This is a genomic window from Streptomyces sp. NPDC017448, assembly GCF_044330565.1.
Classification (GTDB): domain Bacteria; phylum Actinomycetota; class Actinomycetes; order Streptomycetales; family Streptomycetaceae; genus Streptomyces.
Map to the genome: position 1 here is coordinate 375,471 of NZ_JBIRLM010000003.1, position 17,942 is coordinate 393,412.

General features: G+C 70.1%; 14 protein-coding genes. 11 read left to right on the forward strand and 3 right to left on the reverse strand.

Going from position 1 to position 17,942, the window contains the following annotated elements; all coding sequences use genetic code 11:
• Positions 1-17 precede the first annotated feature (17 nt).
• Together ACH4K1_RS08965 and ACH4K1_RS08970 are read left to right on the forward strand one after the other, a co-directional pair.
• Positions 18-359, forward strand: a complete 342-nt coding sequence (locus tag ACH4K1_RS08965; protein WP_398087897.1) for a WXG100 family type VII secretion target — start codon at positions 18-20, stop codon at positions 357-359.
• A gap of 42 nt (positions 360-401) precedes the next feature.
• Entirely contained in the window at positions 402-698 is a 297-nt protein-coding gene (locus ACH4K1_RS08970) for a WXG100 family type VII secretion target (protein ID WP_228995024.1), read from the forward strand.
• A 246-nt stretch (positions 699-944) separates the two neighbouring features.
• Here the strand turns inward: ACH4K1_RS08970 and eccCa are convergent, their stop codons facing one another.
• Complete coding sequence (eccCa, locus tag ACH4K1_RS08975; RefSeq protein WP_398087900.1) at positions 945-4,910, reverse strand: type VII secretion protein EccCa; 3,966 nt, start codon at positions 4,908-4,910, stop codon at positions 945-947.
• A 341-nt stretch (positions 4,911-5,251) separates the two neighbouring features.
• Here eccCa and eccD point away from each other — a divergent pair, with 341 nt between their 5' ends.
• The 6 genes from eccD (at position 5,252) to ACH4K1_RS09005 (ending at position 12,426) form a co-directional block, all read left to right on the forward strand.
• On the forward strand, positions 5,252-6,760 hold the full coding sequence (gene eccD / locus ACH4K1_RS08980) for a type VII secretion integral membrane protein EccD (protein WP_398087901.1): 1,509 nt from the start codon (positions 5,252-5,254) through the stop codon (positions 6,758-6,760).
• A gap of 211 nt (positions 6,761-6,971) precedes the next feature.
• Positions 6,972-7,262: a 30S ribosomal protein S15 gene (gene rpsO, locus ACH4K1_RS08985; RefSeq protein ID WP_014048684.1), complete on the forward strand. Its 291-nt coding sequence runs from the start codon at positions 6,972-6,974 to the stop codon at positions 7,260-7,262.
• A gap of 318 nt (positions 7,263-7,580) precedes the next feature.
• Positions 7,581-9,794 (forward strand): polyribonucleotide nucleotidyltransferase, encoded by a 2,214-nt coding sequence (locus ACH4K1_RS08990; protein ID WP_398087930.1) that lies wholly within the window; start codon positions 7,581-7,583, stop codon positions 9,792-9,794.
• Positions 9,791-11,170, forward strand: a complete 1,380-nt coding sequence (locus ACH4K1_RS08995; protein ID WP_398087903.1) for a M16 family metallopeptidase — start codon at positions 9,791-9,793, stop codon at positions 11,168-11,170. The genes ACH4K1_RS08990 and ACH4K1_RS08995 overlap by 4 nt, the downstream gene beginning before the upstream one ends.
• Positions 11,171-11,201: 31 nt before the next feature.
• Positions 11,202-11,954 carry a 4-hydroxy-tetrahydrodipicolinate reductase gene (gene dapB, locus ACH4K1_RS09000; protein WP_398087905.1) on the forward strand — a complete coding sequence of 251 codons (753 nt, stop codon included), beginning with the start codon at positions 11,202-11,204 and terminating at the stop codon, positions 11,952-11,954.
• A 10-nt stretch (positions 11,955-11,964) separates the two neighbouring features.
• Positions 11,965-12,426, forward strand: a complete 462-nt coding sequence (locus ACH4K1_RS09005; protein WP_398087906.1) for a hypothetical protein — start codon at positions 11,965-11,967, stop codon at positions 12,424-12,426.
• A 79-nt stretch (positions 12,427-12,505) separates the two neighbouring features.
• Here ACH4K1_RS09005 and ACH4K1_RS09010 read toward each other — a convergent pair whose 3' ends face one another.
• Both ACH4K1_RS09010 and ACH4K1_RS09015 read right to left on the reverse strand, forming a co-directional pair.
• On the reverse strand, positions 12,506-13,057 hold the full coding sequence (locus ACH4K1_RS09010; RefSeq protein ID WP_398087907.1) for a hypothetical protein: 552 nt from the start codon (positions 13,055-13,057) through the stop codon (positions 12,506-12,508).
• Between the two features lie 94 nt (positions 13,058-13,151).
• Complete coding sequence (locus ACH4K1_RS09015) at positions 13,152-13,391, reverse strand: hypothetical protein (protein WP_228995280.1); 240 nt, start codon at positions 13,389-13,391, stop codon at positions 13,152-13,154.
• 239 nt (positions 13,392-13,630) lie between these two features.
• On the opposite strand from ACH4K1_RS09015, the gene thyX reads away from it, so the two are divergent.
• The 3 genes from thyX (at position 13,631) to ACH4K1_RS09030 (ending at position 17,278) form a co-directional block, all read left to right on the forward strand.
• On the forward strand, positions 13,631-14,368 hold the full coding sequence (gene thyX / locus ACH4K1_RS09020) for an FAD-dependent thymidylate synthase (protein WP_398087908.1): 738 nt from the start codon (positions 13,631-13,633) through the stop codon (positions 14,366-14,368).
• Positions 14,369-14,520: 152 nt separating this feature from the next.
• Positions 14,521-15,420, forward strand: a complete 900-nt coding sequence (gene dapA / locus ACH4K1_RS09025) for a 4-hydroxy-tetrahydrodipicolinate synthase (RefSeq protein ID WP_398087910.1) — start codon at positions 14,521-14,523, stop codon at positions 15,418-15,420.
• Between the two features lie 172 nt (positions 15,421-15,592).
• Positions 15,593-17,278: a ribonuclease J gene (locus ACH4K1_RS09030; protein ID WP_398087911.1), complete on the forward strand. Its 1,686-nt coding sequence runs from the start codon at positions 15,593-15,595 to the stop codon at positions 17,276-17,278.
• Positions 17,279-17,942: the final 664 nt, after the last annotated feature.

Here is a 17,942-nt window from a genome sequence, read left to right on the forward strand (position 1 = left end):
GAAAGGGAAAGAGAACCATGGCAGACCAGAAGGTCTCGGATGCCGCGCTCCTGAAGCTGGAGGGCGACCTCACCATCAAGTTCGAATCGGTGAAGAGCCAGCTCAAGAGCCTCCACGCGACGATCGACAACCTCGAGGGCAAGTGGCAGGGCATCGGCGCCAACCACTTCAACACGAAGCAGACCGAGATCAACAACCGCATGGTCAGCCTGGGCAAGCAGCTCCTCAGCTTCCAGGAGGCCATCAAGGCGGCCCGCACCATCTCGGGCGACAACGAGGACGAGATCAGGCAGGCGCTTCAGGGCGTGGACGTCGTGGAGGGTTACACGCCGCCCAAGTCCAGCCTGAACAACTTCTGACCTTCACCCCCACCCCGTAACCCGGATTCGACGGAGGACCCCATGGCACACAACGACGGTACGACGGTCGTCACTTACGCGAGCCTGGATCTCGCGTCCAGTGAGATCAAGAAGCAGGCCGCGAACCTCGCTCAAGACCTCAAGGAGATCAGCAGCATGATCGCCAAGGTGTCGGAGCTGTGGGAGGGCGAGGCGAAGCAGGCCTACACCACCGCCCAGACCCGGTGGAACGCGGACGCCACCGCGATCCAGTCCAACCTGAACGAGATCGCCCGCAAGGTCGCCGAGGCCGCACCCATCTACCGCGGCGGCGACAAGCGCGCAGCGGCGAACTTCTAACCGGGTTCGGACCGGGGCGGCGGGGAAGCCGCACCACGGAACTCCAGGGTGGACACGCGCGGGAGGTGTCCACCCTGGAGTGCACGCGCCCCCGCACGCCGGGCGTCGGCGTGCGGGGGCGCACGCACCCGGGGCAGGGATCACGGCCGAGGAGGGCGGGGCGCGCGAACCCCATGCGCTCCATCCCCCTCCGCGTGCGGCGGCCCGCGCCCCCTCCGCGTACGGCGGGCCGCCCCCGCCCCGCCGCTACTCCTCCACCAGCCCCGTCTGCACCAGCGGGTTCCCCCGGCGGCGCGTGACGAAGACGCCGCGGCCCGGAGGCATCGGGCGCGGGCGTACGTTGCCGAGGATGTCGCCCTCGTTCGGGTCGCCCGACAGCATCACGCCCTGCGCGCCCAGCTCGATCATGCGCTGGAGGAAGGGGTCGTACAGCGCCCGGCTCGCCCCCGCCGTACTGCGGGCGATGATGAAGCGGACGCCCACGTCACGGGCGAATGGCAGCATCTCCGTGATCGCCGACAGCGGGTTGCCGCTCGACGTGGCGACCAGGTCGAAGTCGTCGATGACGACGTACACCGTGGGGCCCTGCCACCAGCTCTGCTCGCGCAGCTCCCGCGCCGTCACGTCGGCGGCGGGGGTGCGGCGCTTCATCAGGTCGTACAGCGCCGTCATGTGATGTTCCATGTTGTTGGACATCGGGATGTACTCGGCCAGGTGCGACGCCGGGGTCACATCCAGCAGCGAGCGCCGGTTGTCGATGACGAACAGCTTGCAGGCGTCGCCCGCGTACCGCTCCGTCAGCTGCTTGATGAGCAGCCGCAGCAGGTTGGACTTCCCGGACTCGCCCTCGCCGAACGCGAGGAAGAACGGGTCCTGCTCGAAGTTCAGGAACACCGGCTCCAGGTTGTTCTCGTCGATGCCGAAGGCGACACCGCGCTCCGGAGCCGCGTGGCCCGCCGGGAGCGCGGCCGCCGGGAGCGCGCGCGGCAGCAGACGCACCGCCGGGGCGGGCGCGGCCGTCCAGTGGCGGGTGACCTCCTGGTTCATCGCCGCCGTCGCCTCGGACAGGTCGCTGTCGGAGTTGATGCCGTCGATCCGCGGCACCGCCGCCATGAAGTGCAGCTTCTCCGGGGTCAACCCACGACCCGGCACCCCCGCCGGGACGTTGGCGGCCACCTTGCGGTCCAGCTCGGAGTCCATCACGTCGCCGAGCCGCAGCTCCAGCCGGTTCATCAGATGGTCCTTCAGGCTGGCCCGTACCTCCATGGAACGCGACGCCGTGACGATCAGGTGGATGCCGTAGCCCAGACCGCGGGCCGCGATGTCCGTCGCCGCCGTCTCCAGCCCCTCGTAATCCGTGCGGAAACTGCCCCACCCGTCGATGACCAGGAACACATCGCCCCACGGCTGGTCCGTCACCGAGATCTCGCCGCGCGCCCGCATCCTGCGGAACGTGGCGATGGAGTCGATGCCGGCGCTGCGGAAGTACTCCTCGCGCCGCGCCATGACGCCGTACACCTCGGCGACCGTACGGCGCACCCGCTCGGGGTCGAGCCGGGAGGCGACACCGCCCACGTGCGGCAGACCCGCGATCGAGGACAGACCGCCGCCGCCGAAGTCGAGCCCGTAGAACTGGACCTCCTGCGGAGTGTGGGTGAGCGCGAACCCGGCGATGAGCGTCCGCAGCAGCGTCGACTTCCCCGACTGCGGGCCACCGGTGATCTGCATGTGGCCGGCGGCTCCGGAGAAGTCCCGGTAGAGGGTGTCGCGCCGTTGCTCGAACGGCTTGTCGACGACGCCCAGCGGCACGACCAGCCGACCCGCGCCCTCGAAACCGGGCTGCGTAAGCCCCCGGCCCGGCACCGGGGAGAGCCCCGGCAGCAACTCGTCCAACGACGGCGGGTTGTCCAGCGGCGGCAGCCACACCTGGTGCGCCGAGGCCCCGCGGCCCTCCAGCCGCCGCACGATCACATCGAGCACCGTGTCCGCCAGGGCGTCGTCCTCCGCCGAGCGCTGCTCCGGTACGCCCGGGGTCTGCGCCGGCCGGACGTACTGGACGGGGACCGGTGCGGCCGTGAACGGAACCGGCCTGCGGTCCACCGGCAGCGGGGCGCCCGGAGCGACGGCCCGCTGCCCGCCGGAGCGGTACACCCCGGAGACGTACGCCGCCTTGAACCGGACCATCTCCTCCGTACCGAACTTCAGCAGCCCCGAACCGGGGACGTTCGGCAGGTGGTACGCGTCGGGCACCCCGATCGCGGCCCGCGACTCCGCCGCCGAGAACGTCCGCAGACCCACCCGGTACGACAGGTACGTCTCCAGGCCGCGCAGCCGCCCCTCCTCCAGCCGCTGCGACGCCAGCAGCAGGTGCACGCCCAGCGAACGGCCGATACGGCCGATCTGGACGAACATGTCGATGAAGTCCGGTTTGGCGGTGAGGAGTTCGCTGAACTCGTCGATGACCAGGACGAGCGAGGGAATCGGCTGCAGGGGCGCACCGGCCGCGCGCGCCTTCTCGTAGTCGTGGATGTTGGCGTAGTTGCCCGCGTCGCGCAGCATCTCCTGCCGGCGGTTCAGCTCACCGCGGATGGAGTCGCCCATGCGGTCGACCAGCGTCAGGTCGTCCGCCAGGTTGGTGATCACCGCCGCCACGTGCGGCATCTGCGCCATACCGGCGAAGGTCGCACCGCCCTTGAAGTCGGCGAGCACGAAGTTCAGCGTCTCGGAGGTGTGGGTGACGGCGAGACCGAGCACCAGCGTGCGCAGCAGCTCGGACTTGCCGGAACCGGTGGCGCCCACGCACAGACCGTGCGGGCCCATGCCCTCCTGGGCCGCCTCCTTCAGGTCCAGCATCACCGGCGAACCGTCCTCGCCCACGCCGATCGGCACCCGCAGCCGCTCCGCCTGGGACCGCGGCCGCCAGGTCCGGCCCACGTCGACCGAGGCGGCGTCCCCGAGGTTCAGCAGATCGGTGAACTCCAGGTTGGCCAGCAGGGGCTCGTCGTCGTCCCCGCCCGTCGCCATGTGCAGCGGGGCCAGTTGACGGGCGAGCGCCTCGGCGGCCTCGTAACTCAGCAGGTCCGGAACCCCGTCGTAGACGAGCCCCTGGCCGGACTCCAACCGCAGCGACCTCGGCTGCACCACGACGGACAGGCCCCCGCGCGCCCCGGTGACCTCGCCCGGCACGACCTCGATGACCGTCACGCCCTGCAGGCCCTCCGCCGAGGCGAGCACCGACATGGGCGGCACCGACTCGCCGTCCAGGACCACGACGACGTGCGGCTGCTCCACCAGCGGCTGGCCACCGGGCTGGAAACGGGGCCGGCCCTCCAGCCGCCCGGCCAGCAGATCCTCCAGCACCGGCAGACTGGTGGTGATCAGCCTCCTGCTCCCCGCCCCGTCCGCGGGGCCCGGGGCCTGCGCGTGCGGGAGCCACTTCGCCCACTCCCATCGCGGCGCCGCCTCGGCGCCGGTCGCGACCGCGATCACCAGGTCCTCGGGCGAGTGGAGGGAGGCGAGGCCGCCCACCATGGCCCGCGCCGCCGATCGCGCCGACTCCGCGTCACCGCTGACCGTCAGGTGGTAGAACGCCCGCAGGGAGACGGCCATGGGCAGCCCGTCCAGCGTGGAGTGCGTCGCCAGGAACTGCTGCATCGCCCCGGCCGCCAGCGGCTCCAGCTCGTCCACCGGGGCCGTCTCGGGGGCGACGAGGGGCGTCGCCAGCTCCTGGCTGCCCAGGCCGATGCGCACCTGCGCGAAGTCCGCGTCCCCCGCACGCCGCTCCCACACCCGGCTGCCCTCGGCGACGAGCGCCCACAGCTGCTCCGGCGAGGGATGGAGGTAGAACTGCGCGTCGCGCTGCTTGCGTGCCGTCTTCAGCACCGTGCGCCGGGTCTGCGTCAGGTACTTCAGGTAGTCGCGGCGCAGATCCGCCAGCTCCCCCTGGGCGCCCCGCCGGTACCGTACGAGCATCGCGATGGCCATGGCGAGCGTCGAGGCGATCATGATCATGCCCATGATGCGCATGACCGGGTTCGGCGTCATGAAGAAGAAGACGACGGAACCACCCATGCCCAGCATCGGCAGGAGCTGCATCAGCGCCCCCTCCTGCTGGCCCCGGGGGAGCTCCGGCGGCGGTTGCAACTGCACCTGCTCGACCGGAACTTCGGTGGGCAGGGCCCGCGGTGGGCGCTTCACGACGATCTGGCTCACAGCTCACCAATTCCCTTGCCGGACGGAAGTGTTCCTATCGGCGCCCCCGTGGCGACGGGCTCCATCCGCGGGAGGGATCCTACTGGCGTGACGGCGACCCGATGGCGATAGGGTGTCGCGACGCACATACGCATCCGCTAACTGTCGCGCGAAGACGGTCAATCGGGACGTGCCGTGCGATCGGCGGCCCCCGCGGTGCGTTCCGGACGGAAGCGGACGCGGCCCGGCGGCCCCGGCACCGCCGTGAGAACGGCAAGCGGCGCGGCGCCCACGCCCGCGACGCCCGGAACGAGCGCAGGACACGCGACGAGCGCGGAACGAGCCAGCAGGGGGAGCACCAGGTGACCACGACGGCCCAAGCGGCAGCCACCGGAGCCGGACGGCAGAGCCACGGAACCCCGTCCGGCAGCGCCACCGGATTCTGCCGGGTCACGGTCGTCGCCCCCGATGGCCGGGTGGACGTGGCCCTGCCCGAGGACATCCCCATCGCGGACCTGTACCCCGAGATCCTCCGGCTGTCCGGACAGAGCCCCGCCCCCGGCGCGCCCGTCGGCTACCACCTCGTACGCCGCGACGGCGCCGTCCTGGACAGCGCGCGCACCCTCGCCGGACACCGCGTCCTCGACGGCGAGCTGCTGTCGATGCGGCCCTTCTCCGAATCGCTGCCCCCCGCGGTCTTCGACGACGTGTCGGACGCCGTCGCCACCGCGGTGGCCAAGGACCGCACCCTGTGGGGCGACGCGCTCATGCGCGGCGCCGGCCTCTTCGGCGGCTCCGTCCTGCTGGCCCTGCTCGGCTTCGTGCTGTGGACGGCCGACCCGCTCCACGACATGCACGGCCTGCCCGGCATCCTGGCCGCCGTCGTCGCCCTCCTCCTGCTCGCCTTCGCCTGCGTGCGCGCCCGCGTGTACGCCGACCGGGCCTCGTCGATCGCGCTCGGCACCGGCGCCCTGGTCAACGCGGCGGTGGCCGGCTCCGGACTGCTGCCCCTGAGCGCCGGGCAGGGCGTCGGACGGCTGCAGTTCCTGCTCGCCTGTGCCGCCGTCCTCGTGACGGCGGTCATCCTGATGATCGTCGCGCCCGCCGGGGACGGGCCGTTCGTCGCGTTCGTCTTCGCGAGCGCCGTCGGCCTCCTGGTCACCTTCGTCGCCACCCTGAGCGGGCTGGAGCCGATCGAGGCCGCCGCCGTCTGCTCCCCGCTCGCCGTGGGAGCCCTCGCCTTCCTGCCGGGACTCTCCACCCGTTTCGCCCGGCTGCCCATCGGCTTCGAGCCGCCCCGCACCACGGTCGGCGACTACGGGACCTCCGAGCCCGCCCCCTCCGGCCCGGTGGACGCCGCCCGCCTCGCCGCCCAGGCGCGGCGCGGCCACGAGCTGCTCCTCGGCCTGGTCGGCGGCTGCGCCCTGGTCGCCGTGGCGGCCTCCGCCGTGCTGGGCTTCTCCGACGACGTCTGGGGCCGGCTGCTCGCCCTGGCCACCGGCGTCGCCATGCTGATGCGCGCCCACCTCTTCCGCTACACCGGCCAGGTCGGCTGCGCGCTCGCCGCCGGCCTCGCCTCGCTCGTCCTCCTCGGCCTCGGACTCTCCCTCAACCCGCCGGCCGCCCTGGTCCGCGACGCCCTGCGGGGCGACGGGACCGCACTCGACATCCGTACGGTGTGGCTCGCCGCGGCCGTCGCGGGCGTCGCCGTCCTGATCACCGCCATCGGCCTGATCGTGCCGCGCAAGGGGGTGACCCCGTTCTGGGGGCGCTTCCTGGAGATCGCCGAGACGGTCGTCCTGCTGACCCTGCTCCCGCTCTGCCTCGCCGTCTTCGACGTCTACCGCTCGATCCGCGCCCTCACCAGCTGACCGGCGGCCACGGCCGGACCACTCCCTCCCGGCGATACCGGCGGGGGGTGACCCGAATGGCTGGTAGCCTGTCCAGTGGCCGTTTGTGTACGCGTTCCCGGAGCATCCTGGGGGCTGCGCTCATCGGACCTTCGCCTCCGAGTCACGGAAGCTCCCCTGAGAACAAGACCAGGGGCACTCGTGGGCGCTTCGAACATCAAGAGGAGTACGCGTGCCGCTCGACGCCGCTACGAAGAAGCAGATCATGGCCGAGTTCGCCCAGAAGGAGGGTGACACCGGATCCCCCGAGGTCCAGGTCGCCATGCTCTCCCGCCGGATCTCGGACCTGACGGAGCACCTCAAGACGCACAAGCACGACCACCACTCCCGCCGTGGTCTGCTGATCCTGGTCGGCCAGCGTCGCCGCCTCCTGCAGTACCTGGCCAAGAAGGACATCCAGCGCTTCCGTGCGCTCGTCGACCGCCTCGGCATCCGCCGTGGTGCGGCCGGCGGCGCCAAGTAAGCACGCCGTGGAGAGGGAGCGGTTCCCGCGTCTGAAGGGACCGCTCCCTTTGCCGTACGTGCGAGACCGGCGCCAACCTCAGTAACCTGGGGGACAGCGGCACCCGCACGACCGCACGACCCGCGCCAGCAACACGCGCGACCGCAAGAACGAGGGAGGGGCGCTACGACGCCGCCGCCGGTCCTCGGTAGTGGCCCCCGGGAACATGCCCGGGAGCTTCGATCGAAGACCGGCCCGCATCCACGGTGCGCCTCTCCCGCACCGTCCTGCGCCACACGGGCGTGAGGACGAAAGACGACGAGTATGGAGAAATCACTAGTGGAGAACGAGACCCACTACGCCGAGGCCGTCATCGACAACGGAACCTTCGGCACCCGCACCATCCGCTTCGAGACGGGCCGCCTGGCCAAGCAGGCCGCCGGCTCCGCCGTCGCGTACCTGGACGACGACACCATGGTGCTGTCGGCCACCACCGCTTCCAAGCGGCCCAAGGACAACCTCGACTTCTTCCCCCTCACGGTGGACGTCGAGGAGCGGCAGTACGCGGCCGGCAAGATCCCCGGCTCCTTCTTCCGCCGGGAGGGCCGCCCCTCCGAGGACGCGATCCTCACCTGCCGCCTGATCGACCGCCCGCTGCGCCCCTCCTTCAAGAAGGGCCTGCGCAACGAGATCCAGATCGTCGAGACGATCATGGCGCTCAACCCCGACCACCTGTACGACGTGGTCGCGATCAACGCCGCCTCCTGCTCCACCCAGCTGGCGGGCCTGCCGTTCTCCGGCCCGATCGGCGCCACCCGCGTCGCCCTGATCAAGGGCCAGTGGGTCGCCTTCCCGACCCACACCGAGCTCGAGGACGCCGTCTTCGACATGGTCGTCGCCGGCCGCGTCCTGGACGACGGCGACGTCGCGATCATGATGGTCGAGGCCGAGGCCACCGAGAAGACCATCCAGCTCGTCAAGGACGGCGCCGAGGCTCCCACCGAGGAGATCGTCGCCGCCGGTCTGGAAGCGGCGAAGCCCTTCATCAAGGCCCTCTGCAAGGCGCAGTCGGACCTGGCGTCCAAGGCCGCCAAGCCCGTCGGCGACTTCCCGGTCTTCCTGGACTACCAGGACGACGTCCTCGACGCCCTCGCCAAGGCCGTCACGCCCCAGCTGAAGCAGGCGCTCACCATCGCCGGCAAGCAGGAGCGCGAGGCCGAGCTGGACCGCGTCAAGGAGATCGCCGCCGAGAAGCTCCTCCCGGAGTTCGAGGGCCGCGAGAAGGAGATCTCCGCCGCGTACCGCGCGCTGACCAAGAAGCTGGTCCGCGAGCGCGTCATCAAGGACAAGGTCCGCATCGACGGCCGCGGCGTCACGGACATCCGTACGCTCGCCGCCGAGGTCGAGGCCATCCCGCGCGTGCACGGCTCGGCGCTGTTCGAGCGTGGCGAGACCCAGATCCTGGGCGTCACCACCCTCAACATGCTCCGCATGGAGCAGCAGCTGGACACCCTCTCCCCGGTGACCCGCAAGCGCTACATGCACAACTACAACTTCCCGCCGTACTCGGTCGGCGAGACGGGCCGCGTGGGCTCGCCCAAGCGCCGCGAGATCGGCCACGGAGCGCTCGCCGAGCGCGCCATCGTGCCGGTCCTCCCGACGCGCGAGGAGTTCCCCTACGCGATCCGCCAGGTCTCCGAGGCGCTGGGCTCCAACGGCTCGACCTCCATGGGCTCGGTCTGCGCCTCCACGATGTCGCTGCTGAACGCCGGTGTGCCCCTCAAGGCCGCCGTCGCCGGTATCGCCATGGGCCTGATCTCGCAGGAGATCGACGGCAAGACCCACTACGTCGCCCTCACCGACATCCTCGGTGCGGAGGACGCCTTCGGCGACATGGACTTCAAGGTCGCCGGCACCAAGCAGTTCGTGACCGCGCTCCAGCTCGACACCAAGCTCGACGGCATCCCCGCCTCGGTCCTGGCCGCCGCGCTGAAGCAGGCCCGTGACGCCCGTCTGCACATCCTGGACGTCATGAACGAGGCCATCGACGTCCCGGACGAGATGTCCCCGAACGCCCCGCGGATCATCACCGTCAAGATCCCGGTGGACAAGATCGGTGAGGTCATCGGCCCCAAGGGCAAGATGATCAACCAGATCCAGGAGGACACCGGCGCCGACATCACGATCGAGGACGACGGCACGATCTACATCGGTGCGCAGCAGGGCTCGCAGGCCGAGGCCGCCCGCGCCACGATCAACGCCATCGCCAACCCGACCATGCCGGAGGTCGGCGAGCGCTACCTGGGCACGGTCGTCAAGACCACCACCTTCGGTGCGTTCGTCTCGCTCATGCCGGGCAAGGACGGTCTGCTGCACATCTCGCAGATCCGCAAGCTCGCCGGCGGCAAGCGCGTCGAGAACGTCGAGGACGTGCTCGGCGTCGGCGCCAAGGTGCAGGTCGAGATCGCCGAGATCGACTCCCGCGGCAAGCTCTCCCTCATCCCCGTCATCGAGGGCGAAGAGGACGAGAAGAAGGACGACACCGACCAGTGACGTCCCGTAGTTCCGCGACGACGGCCCGCCCCTCCTCCAAGGGGCGGGCCGTCGCCCGTACCCAAACGCTTCTCCAGGGCAGCAACGGCATCGGAACCGTCCGCCGGACCGTCCTCCCCGGCGGCCTGCGCATCGTCACCGAGACCCTGCCCTCCGTCCGGTCCGCCACCTTCGGCATCTGGGCGAACGTCGGCTCCCGCGACGAGACGCCCGCCCTGAACGGCGCGACCCACTACCTCGAACACCTCCTCTTCAAGGGCACCGCGAACCGCACCGCCCTCGACATCTCCTCCGCGATCGACGCGGTCGGCGGCGAGATGAACGCCTTCACGGCGAAGGAGTACACCTGCTACTACGCGCGGGTCCTGGACACCGACCTGCCGCTGGCCATCGACGTCGTCTGCGACATGCTGACCGGCTCGCTGATCGCCCCCGAGGACGTCGACGCCGAGCGCGGCGTCATCCTCGAGGAGATCGCGATGACCGAGGACGACCCGGGCGACTGCGTGCACGACCTGTTCGCGCACACCATGCTCGGCGACACCCCCCTCGGCCGCCCGGTCCTCGGCACCGTCGACACGATCAACGCGCTGAACCGCGGCCAGATCGCCCGCTTCTACAAGAAGCACTATGACCCCACGCACCTCGTCGTCGCCGCCGCGGGCAACGTCGACCACGCCACGGTCGTACGCCAGGTGCGCCGCGCCTTCGAGAAGGCCGGCGCCCTCTCCCGCCACGACGCCGTCCCCATGGCGCCCCGCGAGGGCTCCCGCGCCCTGCGCACCGCCGGCAAGGTCGAGCTGCTGAACCGCAAGACCGAGCAGGCCCACGTGGTCCTCGGCATGCCCGGCCTCGCCCGCACCGACGACCGGCGCTGGGCGCTCGGCGTCCTGAACACCGCCCTCGGCGGCGGTATGAGCTCCCGCCTCTTCCAGGAGGTACGGGAGAAGCGCGGCCTGGCCTACAGCGTGTACTCGTACACCTCCGGCTTCGCCGACTGCGGCCTCTTCGGCGTCTACGCGGGCTGCCGGCCCAGCCAGGTCCACGACGTGCTGAAGATCTGCCGCGACGAGCTGGACCGGGTCGCCACGCACGGCCTGGACGACGACGAGGTCGCCCGCGCCATCGGGCAGCTCTCCGGCTCCACCGTCCTCGGCCTGGAGGACACCGGCGCGCTGATGAACCGGATCGGCAAGAGCGAGCTGTGCTGGGGCGAGCAGATGTCGGTCGACGACATGCTCGGGCGGATAGCGGAGGTCACCCCGGACGACGTACGTGAGGTGGCGGGCGAACTCCTCACCCACCGCCCCTCGCTCTCGGTCATCGGCCCGCTCAAGGACAAGCAGGCGGACCGCCTCCACGAAGCGGTCTCCTGACCGACGTGCTCGCACCCCTTAAGGAATCACGATGAGCAAGCTGCGCGTAGCCGTTCTCGGCGCCCGGGGCCGGATCGGCTCCGAGGCCGTACGGGCCGTCGAGGCCGCCGACGACCTGGAGCTGGTGGCGGCCCTGGGCCGGGGCGACAAGCTGGAGGCCCTCGCCGACGCGGGCGCCCAGGTCGCCGTCGAGCTGACCACCCCCGCCTCGGTGATGGACAACCTCGACTTCTGCGTCCGGCACGGCATCCACGCCGTCGTCGGCACCACGGGCTGGACCGACGAACGGCTCGCGCGGCTGAACACCTGGCTGGACGGTTCCCCGGAGACCGGCGTCCTCATCGCTCCGAACTTCTCCATCGGCGCGGTCCTCACCATGAAGTTCGCGGAGCAGGCCGCCCGGTACTTCGAGTCCGTCGAGGTCGTCGAGCTGCACCACCCGAACAAGGTCGACGCCCCCTCCGGCACCGCCACCCGCACCGCCCAGCTCATCGCGGCGGCCCGCGCCCGGGCCGGCAGCGCGCCCCAGCCGGACGCCACCGCCACCGCCCTGGACGGCGCGCGCGGCGCGGACGTGGACGGCGTCCCCGTCCACGCGATCCGGCTCCGGGGGCTGCTGGCCCACCAGGAAGTGCTGCTCGGCGGCGAGGGCGAGACCCTCACCATCCGCCACGACTCCCTCCACCACAGCAGCTTCATGCCGGGCATCCTGCTCGGCGTCCGCCGCGTGGTGGCCACTCCCGGCCTCACGTTCGGCCTGGAACACTTCCTCGACCTGAACTGACTGAGCCCCCATGCGCGCAAAGATCACCTACATCGTCACGGCCGCCGTCCTGGTCTTCTACTTCGTCCTGGTCGGCAGCCGCGGCCTGATGCTCATCCGGCACGGCACGTGGATCACCGTCCTGTTCGGCGTCGCCGTGCTGATCCTGCCGGTGATCGGCGTCTGGTTCCTCTGGAAGAACACGCAGTTCGTCCGCCGCGCCAACGCCTTGGCGGCCCAGTTGGACGCCGAGGGCGGCCTGCCGGTCGACGACCTGGCCCGCACGCCGTCCGGCCGGATCGACCGGGACGCCGCCGACGCGGTCTTCGCCAAGCGCCGCGAGGAGGCCGAGGACGCCCCGGACGACTGGCGGGCCTGGTTCCGGCTGGCGGTCGCCTACCAGGACGCCCGGGACACCCCGCGAGCCCGCAAGGCGATGCAGCGGGCGATCGCCCTGCACGCGGCCACTCCGTCGAGCCCGGCCGGCGTCTGACCCCGTCTTCCCGTCCTCACGCAGCTGAGCCCGGGGCCCCTGCGGGCCCCGGGCTCAGCTGCGGGGAAACGGCGGGCTCTCAGCCCTGCTGGTACTCGTCGGCCCAGGCCTCCACCGCGTCCGTGGCCCGCTCGAAGGCCTCCTCGCGCCCGAGGAAGTCCGCGTTGTGGTCGCTGGTCAGCGGCGGCAGCGTCTCACCGTTGCGCCGGACCACGACGAGCGCCTGGCCCTGGACCGTACGGGGGAAACCCATCCACTTCACGGGCTGCTGGACCGTACGGACCGCCGCCGCGTCGCTCCAGGCCACCGTGGTGGTCCGGAAGAAGCCGACGCGCCGGACCCCGTGGCGGCTGACCCACGCGCCGACCCGCAACAGCCGCAGGGCGGCGGCGATCACCGCACCGGCCAGGACCAGGCAGACGGTGACGCCCGAAGCGGCTCCGGCCACTCCGATGATCATGGCCGCGAGCAGAACGAACGAGGCCAGCAACAACAGGGTGGCCGCCGCCGCGACCCGCCACGGACCGGGGCGGTAGGGCCGCCGCCAGCTGTCGTGGTCGTCGAACGGCAGCGCGACGTCCTCCGCGCTCGCGTCGAATGCGCGGTCGGCCGTCAGAAAGGGCAGGGGCACGACTCATCCTCACTCACAAGCACGCTCGATTGCTGTGCCCGGTGAGGCTACCGAGCGGGCCCCCGACCCGACCACCCCAGGGGGTCCGTACGAGTCAGCGGCCCTGGGACGCGGTGGACTGCTTGCCCTGGCCGGCGGCCGGCCCGGAGTCGAGCGCCGGGAGCCCCAGCAGCAGGGAGCCCACGAGACCGGCGACCACGGTCAGCCCGACGAGGGACCGCCCCAGGAGTTCGGGAACGGTGGCGCGGGCGGCGGGCGGGGGAGTGACATTACTGCGGAACCGCTCGGACTCGGCGACGAACGAGAACGGGACGGATTCACGCCGGCGGAACATGAGGAAACTCTCCTTGATCTCTGTGGCGGGTGCTGCTATTGAGTCAGACGTACGAACGGCCCGATCGGTGCCCGAATCGCCGTACATGTTGCGGAGACTCCACGAACGGCTGCCCGAGGCCGCCGCGTGCATGCGTGCAAGCAAGGGGTGCATGCAGGCAAGCGAGGCCCCCGTAAAGTGGTCGCCGCCCGAGCGATGCCCTCGGACTTCCCGCGCCGCCCCTGGAAGGACCCCTGTCGGTGACCGACACTCCCGAACCCGCCAAGCCCCACTTCCGCAGCGATGTCACCGTGGAACTGGTGAAGAGCGACGCGCGCGACGCGGACGTGCTGTTCGCCGCCCGGGTCTCCACCGCCGGCGAGCAGTCGCTCCAGGAGGTCGCCAAGGACCCCGAGCGCTCCAAGGGGCTCATCAACTACCTCATGCGGGACCGGCACGGCAGCCCGTTCGAGCACAACTCGATGACCTTCTTCATCAGCGCCCCGATCTTCGTCTTCCGCGAGTTCATGCGGCACCGCGTGGGCTGGTCGTACAACGAGGAATCGGGCCGCTACAGGGAGCTGGAGCCGGTCTTCTACGTCCCCGGGACCTCCCGCAAGCTGGTCCAGCAGGGCCGCCCCGGCAAGTACGAGTTCGTCCAGGGCACCGAGGAGCAGTACGACGTCACCACCCGCGCCATGGAGGAGTCCTACCGGGCCTCCTACGACGCGTACCAGGAGATGCTGGCGAAGGGCGTGGCCCGCGAGGTCGCCCGCGCCGTCCTCCCCGTCGGCCTCTTCTCCTCGATGTACGCCACCTGCAACGCCCGCTCGCTGATGCACTTCCTCGGCCTGCGGACCCAGCACGAGCTGGCGAAGGTCCCGTCCTTCCCGCAGCGCGAGATCGAGATGGTCGGCGAACAGATGGAAGCCCACTGGGAGCGGCTCATGCCGCTCACTCATGCCGCCTTCAACAAAAACGGACGGGTCGCCCCATAAGCGGTGTCCGTATTGCGACGTTTCGAGAAGTTCATCTAGGCTGATCAAACGGACCCGGCACTGCTTGAACCCCCGAGCAGGCAGTGCCGGGATCCTCTTCCCCTTCCCCCCGAGGGAACCCTGCGCGCTGAGCAGCGAGTAGCGTGGTACCCATGGCTCCGATCTCCACTCCGCAGACCCCCTTCGGGCGGGTCCTCACCGCTATGGCCACGCCCTTCACGGCGGACGGCGCTCTCGACCTCGACGGCGCCCAGCGGCTCGCCGCCCACCTGGTGGACGCAGGCAACGACGGCCTGGTCGTCAACGGCACCACCGGTGAGTCCCCGACCACCAGCGACGCGGAGAAGGACCAGCTCGTACGAGCGGTGCTCGAAGCGGTCGGCGACCGCGCACACGTCATCGCCGGCATCGGCACCAACGACACCCGCCACAGCGTCGAGCTCGCCCGGACGGCCGAGCGCAGCGGCGCCCACGGCCTGCTCGCGGTGACGCCGTACTACAACAAGCCCCCGCAGGAGGGGCTGCTGCGGCACTTCACGGCCATCGCCGACTCCACCGGCCTGCCCGTCATGCTGTATGACATCCCCGGCCGCAGCGGGGTGCCGATCGACACCGAGACCCTGGTCCGGCTCGCCGACCACCCGCGGATCGTCGCGAACAAGGACGCCAAGGGCGACCTGGGCCGCGCCAGCTGGGCGATCGCCGAGTCCGGGCTCGCCTGGTACTCCGGCGACGACATGCTCAACCTGCCGCTCCTGTCGGTCGGCGCGGTCGGCTTCGTCTCCGTGGTCGGCCACGTGGTCACCCCCGACCTGCGTGCGCTCATCGAGGCGTACCTGGGGGGCGACGTCCAGAAGGCCACCGAGATCCACCAGAAGCTGCTCCCGGTCTTCACCGGCATGTTCCGTACCCAGGGCGTCATCACCACGAAGGCCGCCCTGACCCTCCAGGGCCTCCCGGCCGGGCCGCTGCGCCTCCCGCTGGTGGAGCTCAGCGCTCAGGAGACCGCCCAGCTCAAGATCGATCTCGCCGCCGGAGGGGTACAGCTCTGAGCAGGAACCTCTTCGAGCACCGGCTTCGCGGCCACCGCGAGCAGCACGGACTTCACAACTGAACACGCGAGGCGACTCGCATCGAGCAGCACCCAAGACAACAGCAAGTGCACGAACGACATGCGCGCCACGTGCCTCAGCGGTACGTGGCGCGCGTGGTAAGGAGAGTCTTTTGAGTCATCCGCATCCTGAACTCGGTACCCCGCCGAAGCTCCCGAAGGGCGCCCTGCGGGTCACCCCGCTCGGCGGCCTGGGCGAGATCGGCCGCAACATGACGGTCTTCGAGTACGGCGGCCGCCTGCTCATCGTCGACTGCGGCGTCCTCTTCCCCGAAGAGGAGCAGCCGGGCATCGACCTGATCCTGCCGGACTTCACCACGATCCGGGACCGCCTGGACGACATCGAGGGCATCGTCCTCACGCACGGCCACGAGGACCACATCGGGGGTGTCCCGTACCTGCTGCGCCTGAAGCCGGACATCCCCCTCATCGGCTCCAAGCTGACGCTGGCGCTCATCGAGGCGAAGCTCCAGGAGCATCGCATCCGCCCCTACACCCTGGAGGTGCAGGAAGGCCAGCGCGAGCGCATCGGCGTCTTCGACTGCGAGTTCATCGCGGTCAACCACTCGATCCCGGACGCCCTCGCCGTCGCCATCCGCACCCCCGCGGGCATGGCCGTGGCCACCGGTGACTTCAAGATGGACCAGCTTCCGCTGGACGGCCGTCTCACCGACCTGCACGCGTTCGCCCGGCTCAGCGAGGAGGGCATCGACCTCCTCCTCTCGGACTCCACGAACGCCGAGGTCCCCGGCTTCGTGCCGCCGGAGCGGGACATCTCCAACGTCCTGCGCACGGTGTTCGCGAACGCCCAGAAGCGCATCATCGTGGCGAGCTTCGCCAGCCACGTGCACCGCATCCAGCAGATCCTGGACGCCGCCCACGAGTACGGCCGCCGGGTCGCCTTCGTCGGCCGCTCGATGGTCCGCAACATGGGCATCGCCCGGGACCTCGGTTATCTGAAGGTCCCCGCCGGCCTGGTCGTCGACGTCAAGACCCTCGACGACCTGCCGGACGACGAGGTCGTGCTGGTCTGCACGGGTTCGCAGGGCGAGCCGATGGCGGCCCTCTCCCGGATGGCCAACCGCGACCACCAGATCCGGATCGTCCCGGGCGACACGGTGATCCTCGCGTCGTCCCTGATCCCGGGCAACGAGAACGCGGTCTACCGCGTGATCAACGGTCTGACCCGCTGGGGCGCCAACGTCGTCCACAAGGGCAACGCCAAGGTCCACGTCTCGGGCCACGCCTCGGCCGGCGAGCTGCTGTACTTCTACAACATCTGCAAGCCCAAGAACCTGATGCCGGTCCACGGCGAATGGCGCCACCTGCGGGCCAACGCCGAACTGGGCGCCCTCACCGGCGTACCGAAGGACCACATCGTCATCGCCGAGGACGGCGTGGTCGTCGACCTCATCGACGGCAAGGCCAAGATCGTCGGCAAGGTCCAGGCCGGTTACGTCTACGTGGACGGCCTCTCCGTCGGCGACGTCACCGAGACGTCGCTCAAGGACCGCCGCATCCTCGGTGACGAGGGCATCATCTCGGTGTTCATCGTGGTCGACAGCTCCTCGGGCAAGATCGTGGGCGGTCCCCACATCCAGGCGCGGGGCTCCGGCATCGACGACAACGCCTTCGTCGGCGTCACGCCGAAGATCCAGGAAGCCCTGGACAAGTCGGCGCAGGACGGCGTCATGGAGCCCCACCAGCTCCAGCAGATGGTCCGCCGGGTCGTCGGCAAGTGGGTGTCCGACACCTACCGCCGACGCCCGATGATCCTTCCGGTCGTCGTCGAGGTCTGACCCTCACGACCGTCTGACCTGGAGCGGGGCTCCTCGATTTGCATCGAGGAGCCCCGCTCCAGTACGTTTACCTCTCCGCCTGAACGGGAAGCACGGCGCACACACATGCGCCTGAAGCCGACCCGAGGGGGCGGGAAATCCGACTCAGAATCTCTGATAAAGTCGGGCCCGCCGAAAGGCAAGGCCATTCCACTGGCCGCCGGAAATCGAATTCGGACCGGAAACGGAACGAAAAAGAGTCTGGTAACGTGGGACTCGCCGGAAAGGGAGAACGCGGAAGCGGGAGACCTGGAAAGCGAAAAGGCAGGATCGCAGGGCCCGCTTCGACCGGGAATCGGACACGAAAGAGTCTGATAGAGTCGGAAACGCAAGACAGCAGGACACAGAAGAAAACGAAGGGAAGCGCCCGGAGGGGCCCGGTGATACGGGACCGAAGGAAGCGTCCGTTCCTTGAGAACTCAACAGCGTGCCAAAAGTCAACGCCAGATATGTTGATACCCCGGCCTGCACCTGGTGCAGGTTGGTGGTTCCTTTGAAAAGTCCTGCCGGTGCCGTTTCGGTGGCCGGTAGGCAATGACACAGCGAGGACGCTGTGAACAACGGGTCTTATTCCGACCGGTTGTTCCGCTCTCGTGATGTGTGCACCCGATTACGGGTAAACATT

What these genes read in the sequence shown, in the direction of transcription:
- ACH4K1_RS08965 (WP_398087897.1), top strand. Translation starts at nt 18, where the DNA reads ATGGCAGACCAGAAGGTCTCGGATGCCGCGCTCCTGAAGCTGGAGGGC.
- ACH4K1_RS08970 (WP_228995024.1), top strand. Translation starts at nt 402, where the DNA reads ATGGCACACAACGACGGTACGACGGTCGTCACTTACGCGAGCCTGGAT.
- dapB (WP_398087905.1), top strand. Translation starts at nt 11,202, where the DNA reads ATGAGCAAGCTGCGCGTAGCCGTTCTCGGCGCCCGGGGCCGGATCGGC.
- ACH4K1_RS09005 (WP_398087906.1), top strand. Translation starts at nt 11,965, where the DNA reads ATGCGCGCAAAGATCACCTACATCGTCACGGCCGCCGTCCTGGTCTTC.
- ACH4K1_RS09015 (WP_228995280.1), bottom strand. Translation starts at nt 13,391, where the DNA reads ATGTTCCGCCGGCGTGAATCCGTCCCGTTCTCGTTCGTCGCCGAGTCC.
- dapA (WP_398087910.1), top strand. Translation starts at nt 14,521, where the DNA reads ATGGCTCCGATCTCCACTCCGCAGACCCCCTTCGGGCGGGTCCTCACC.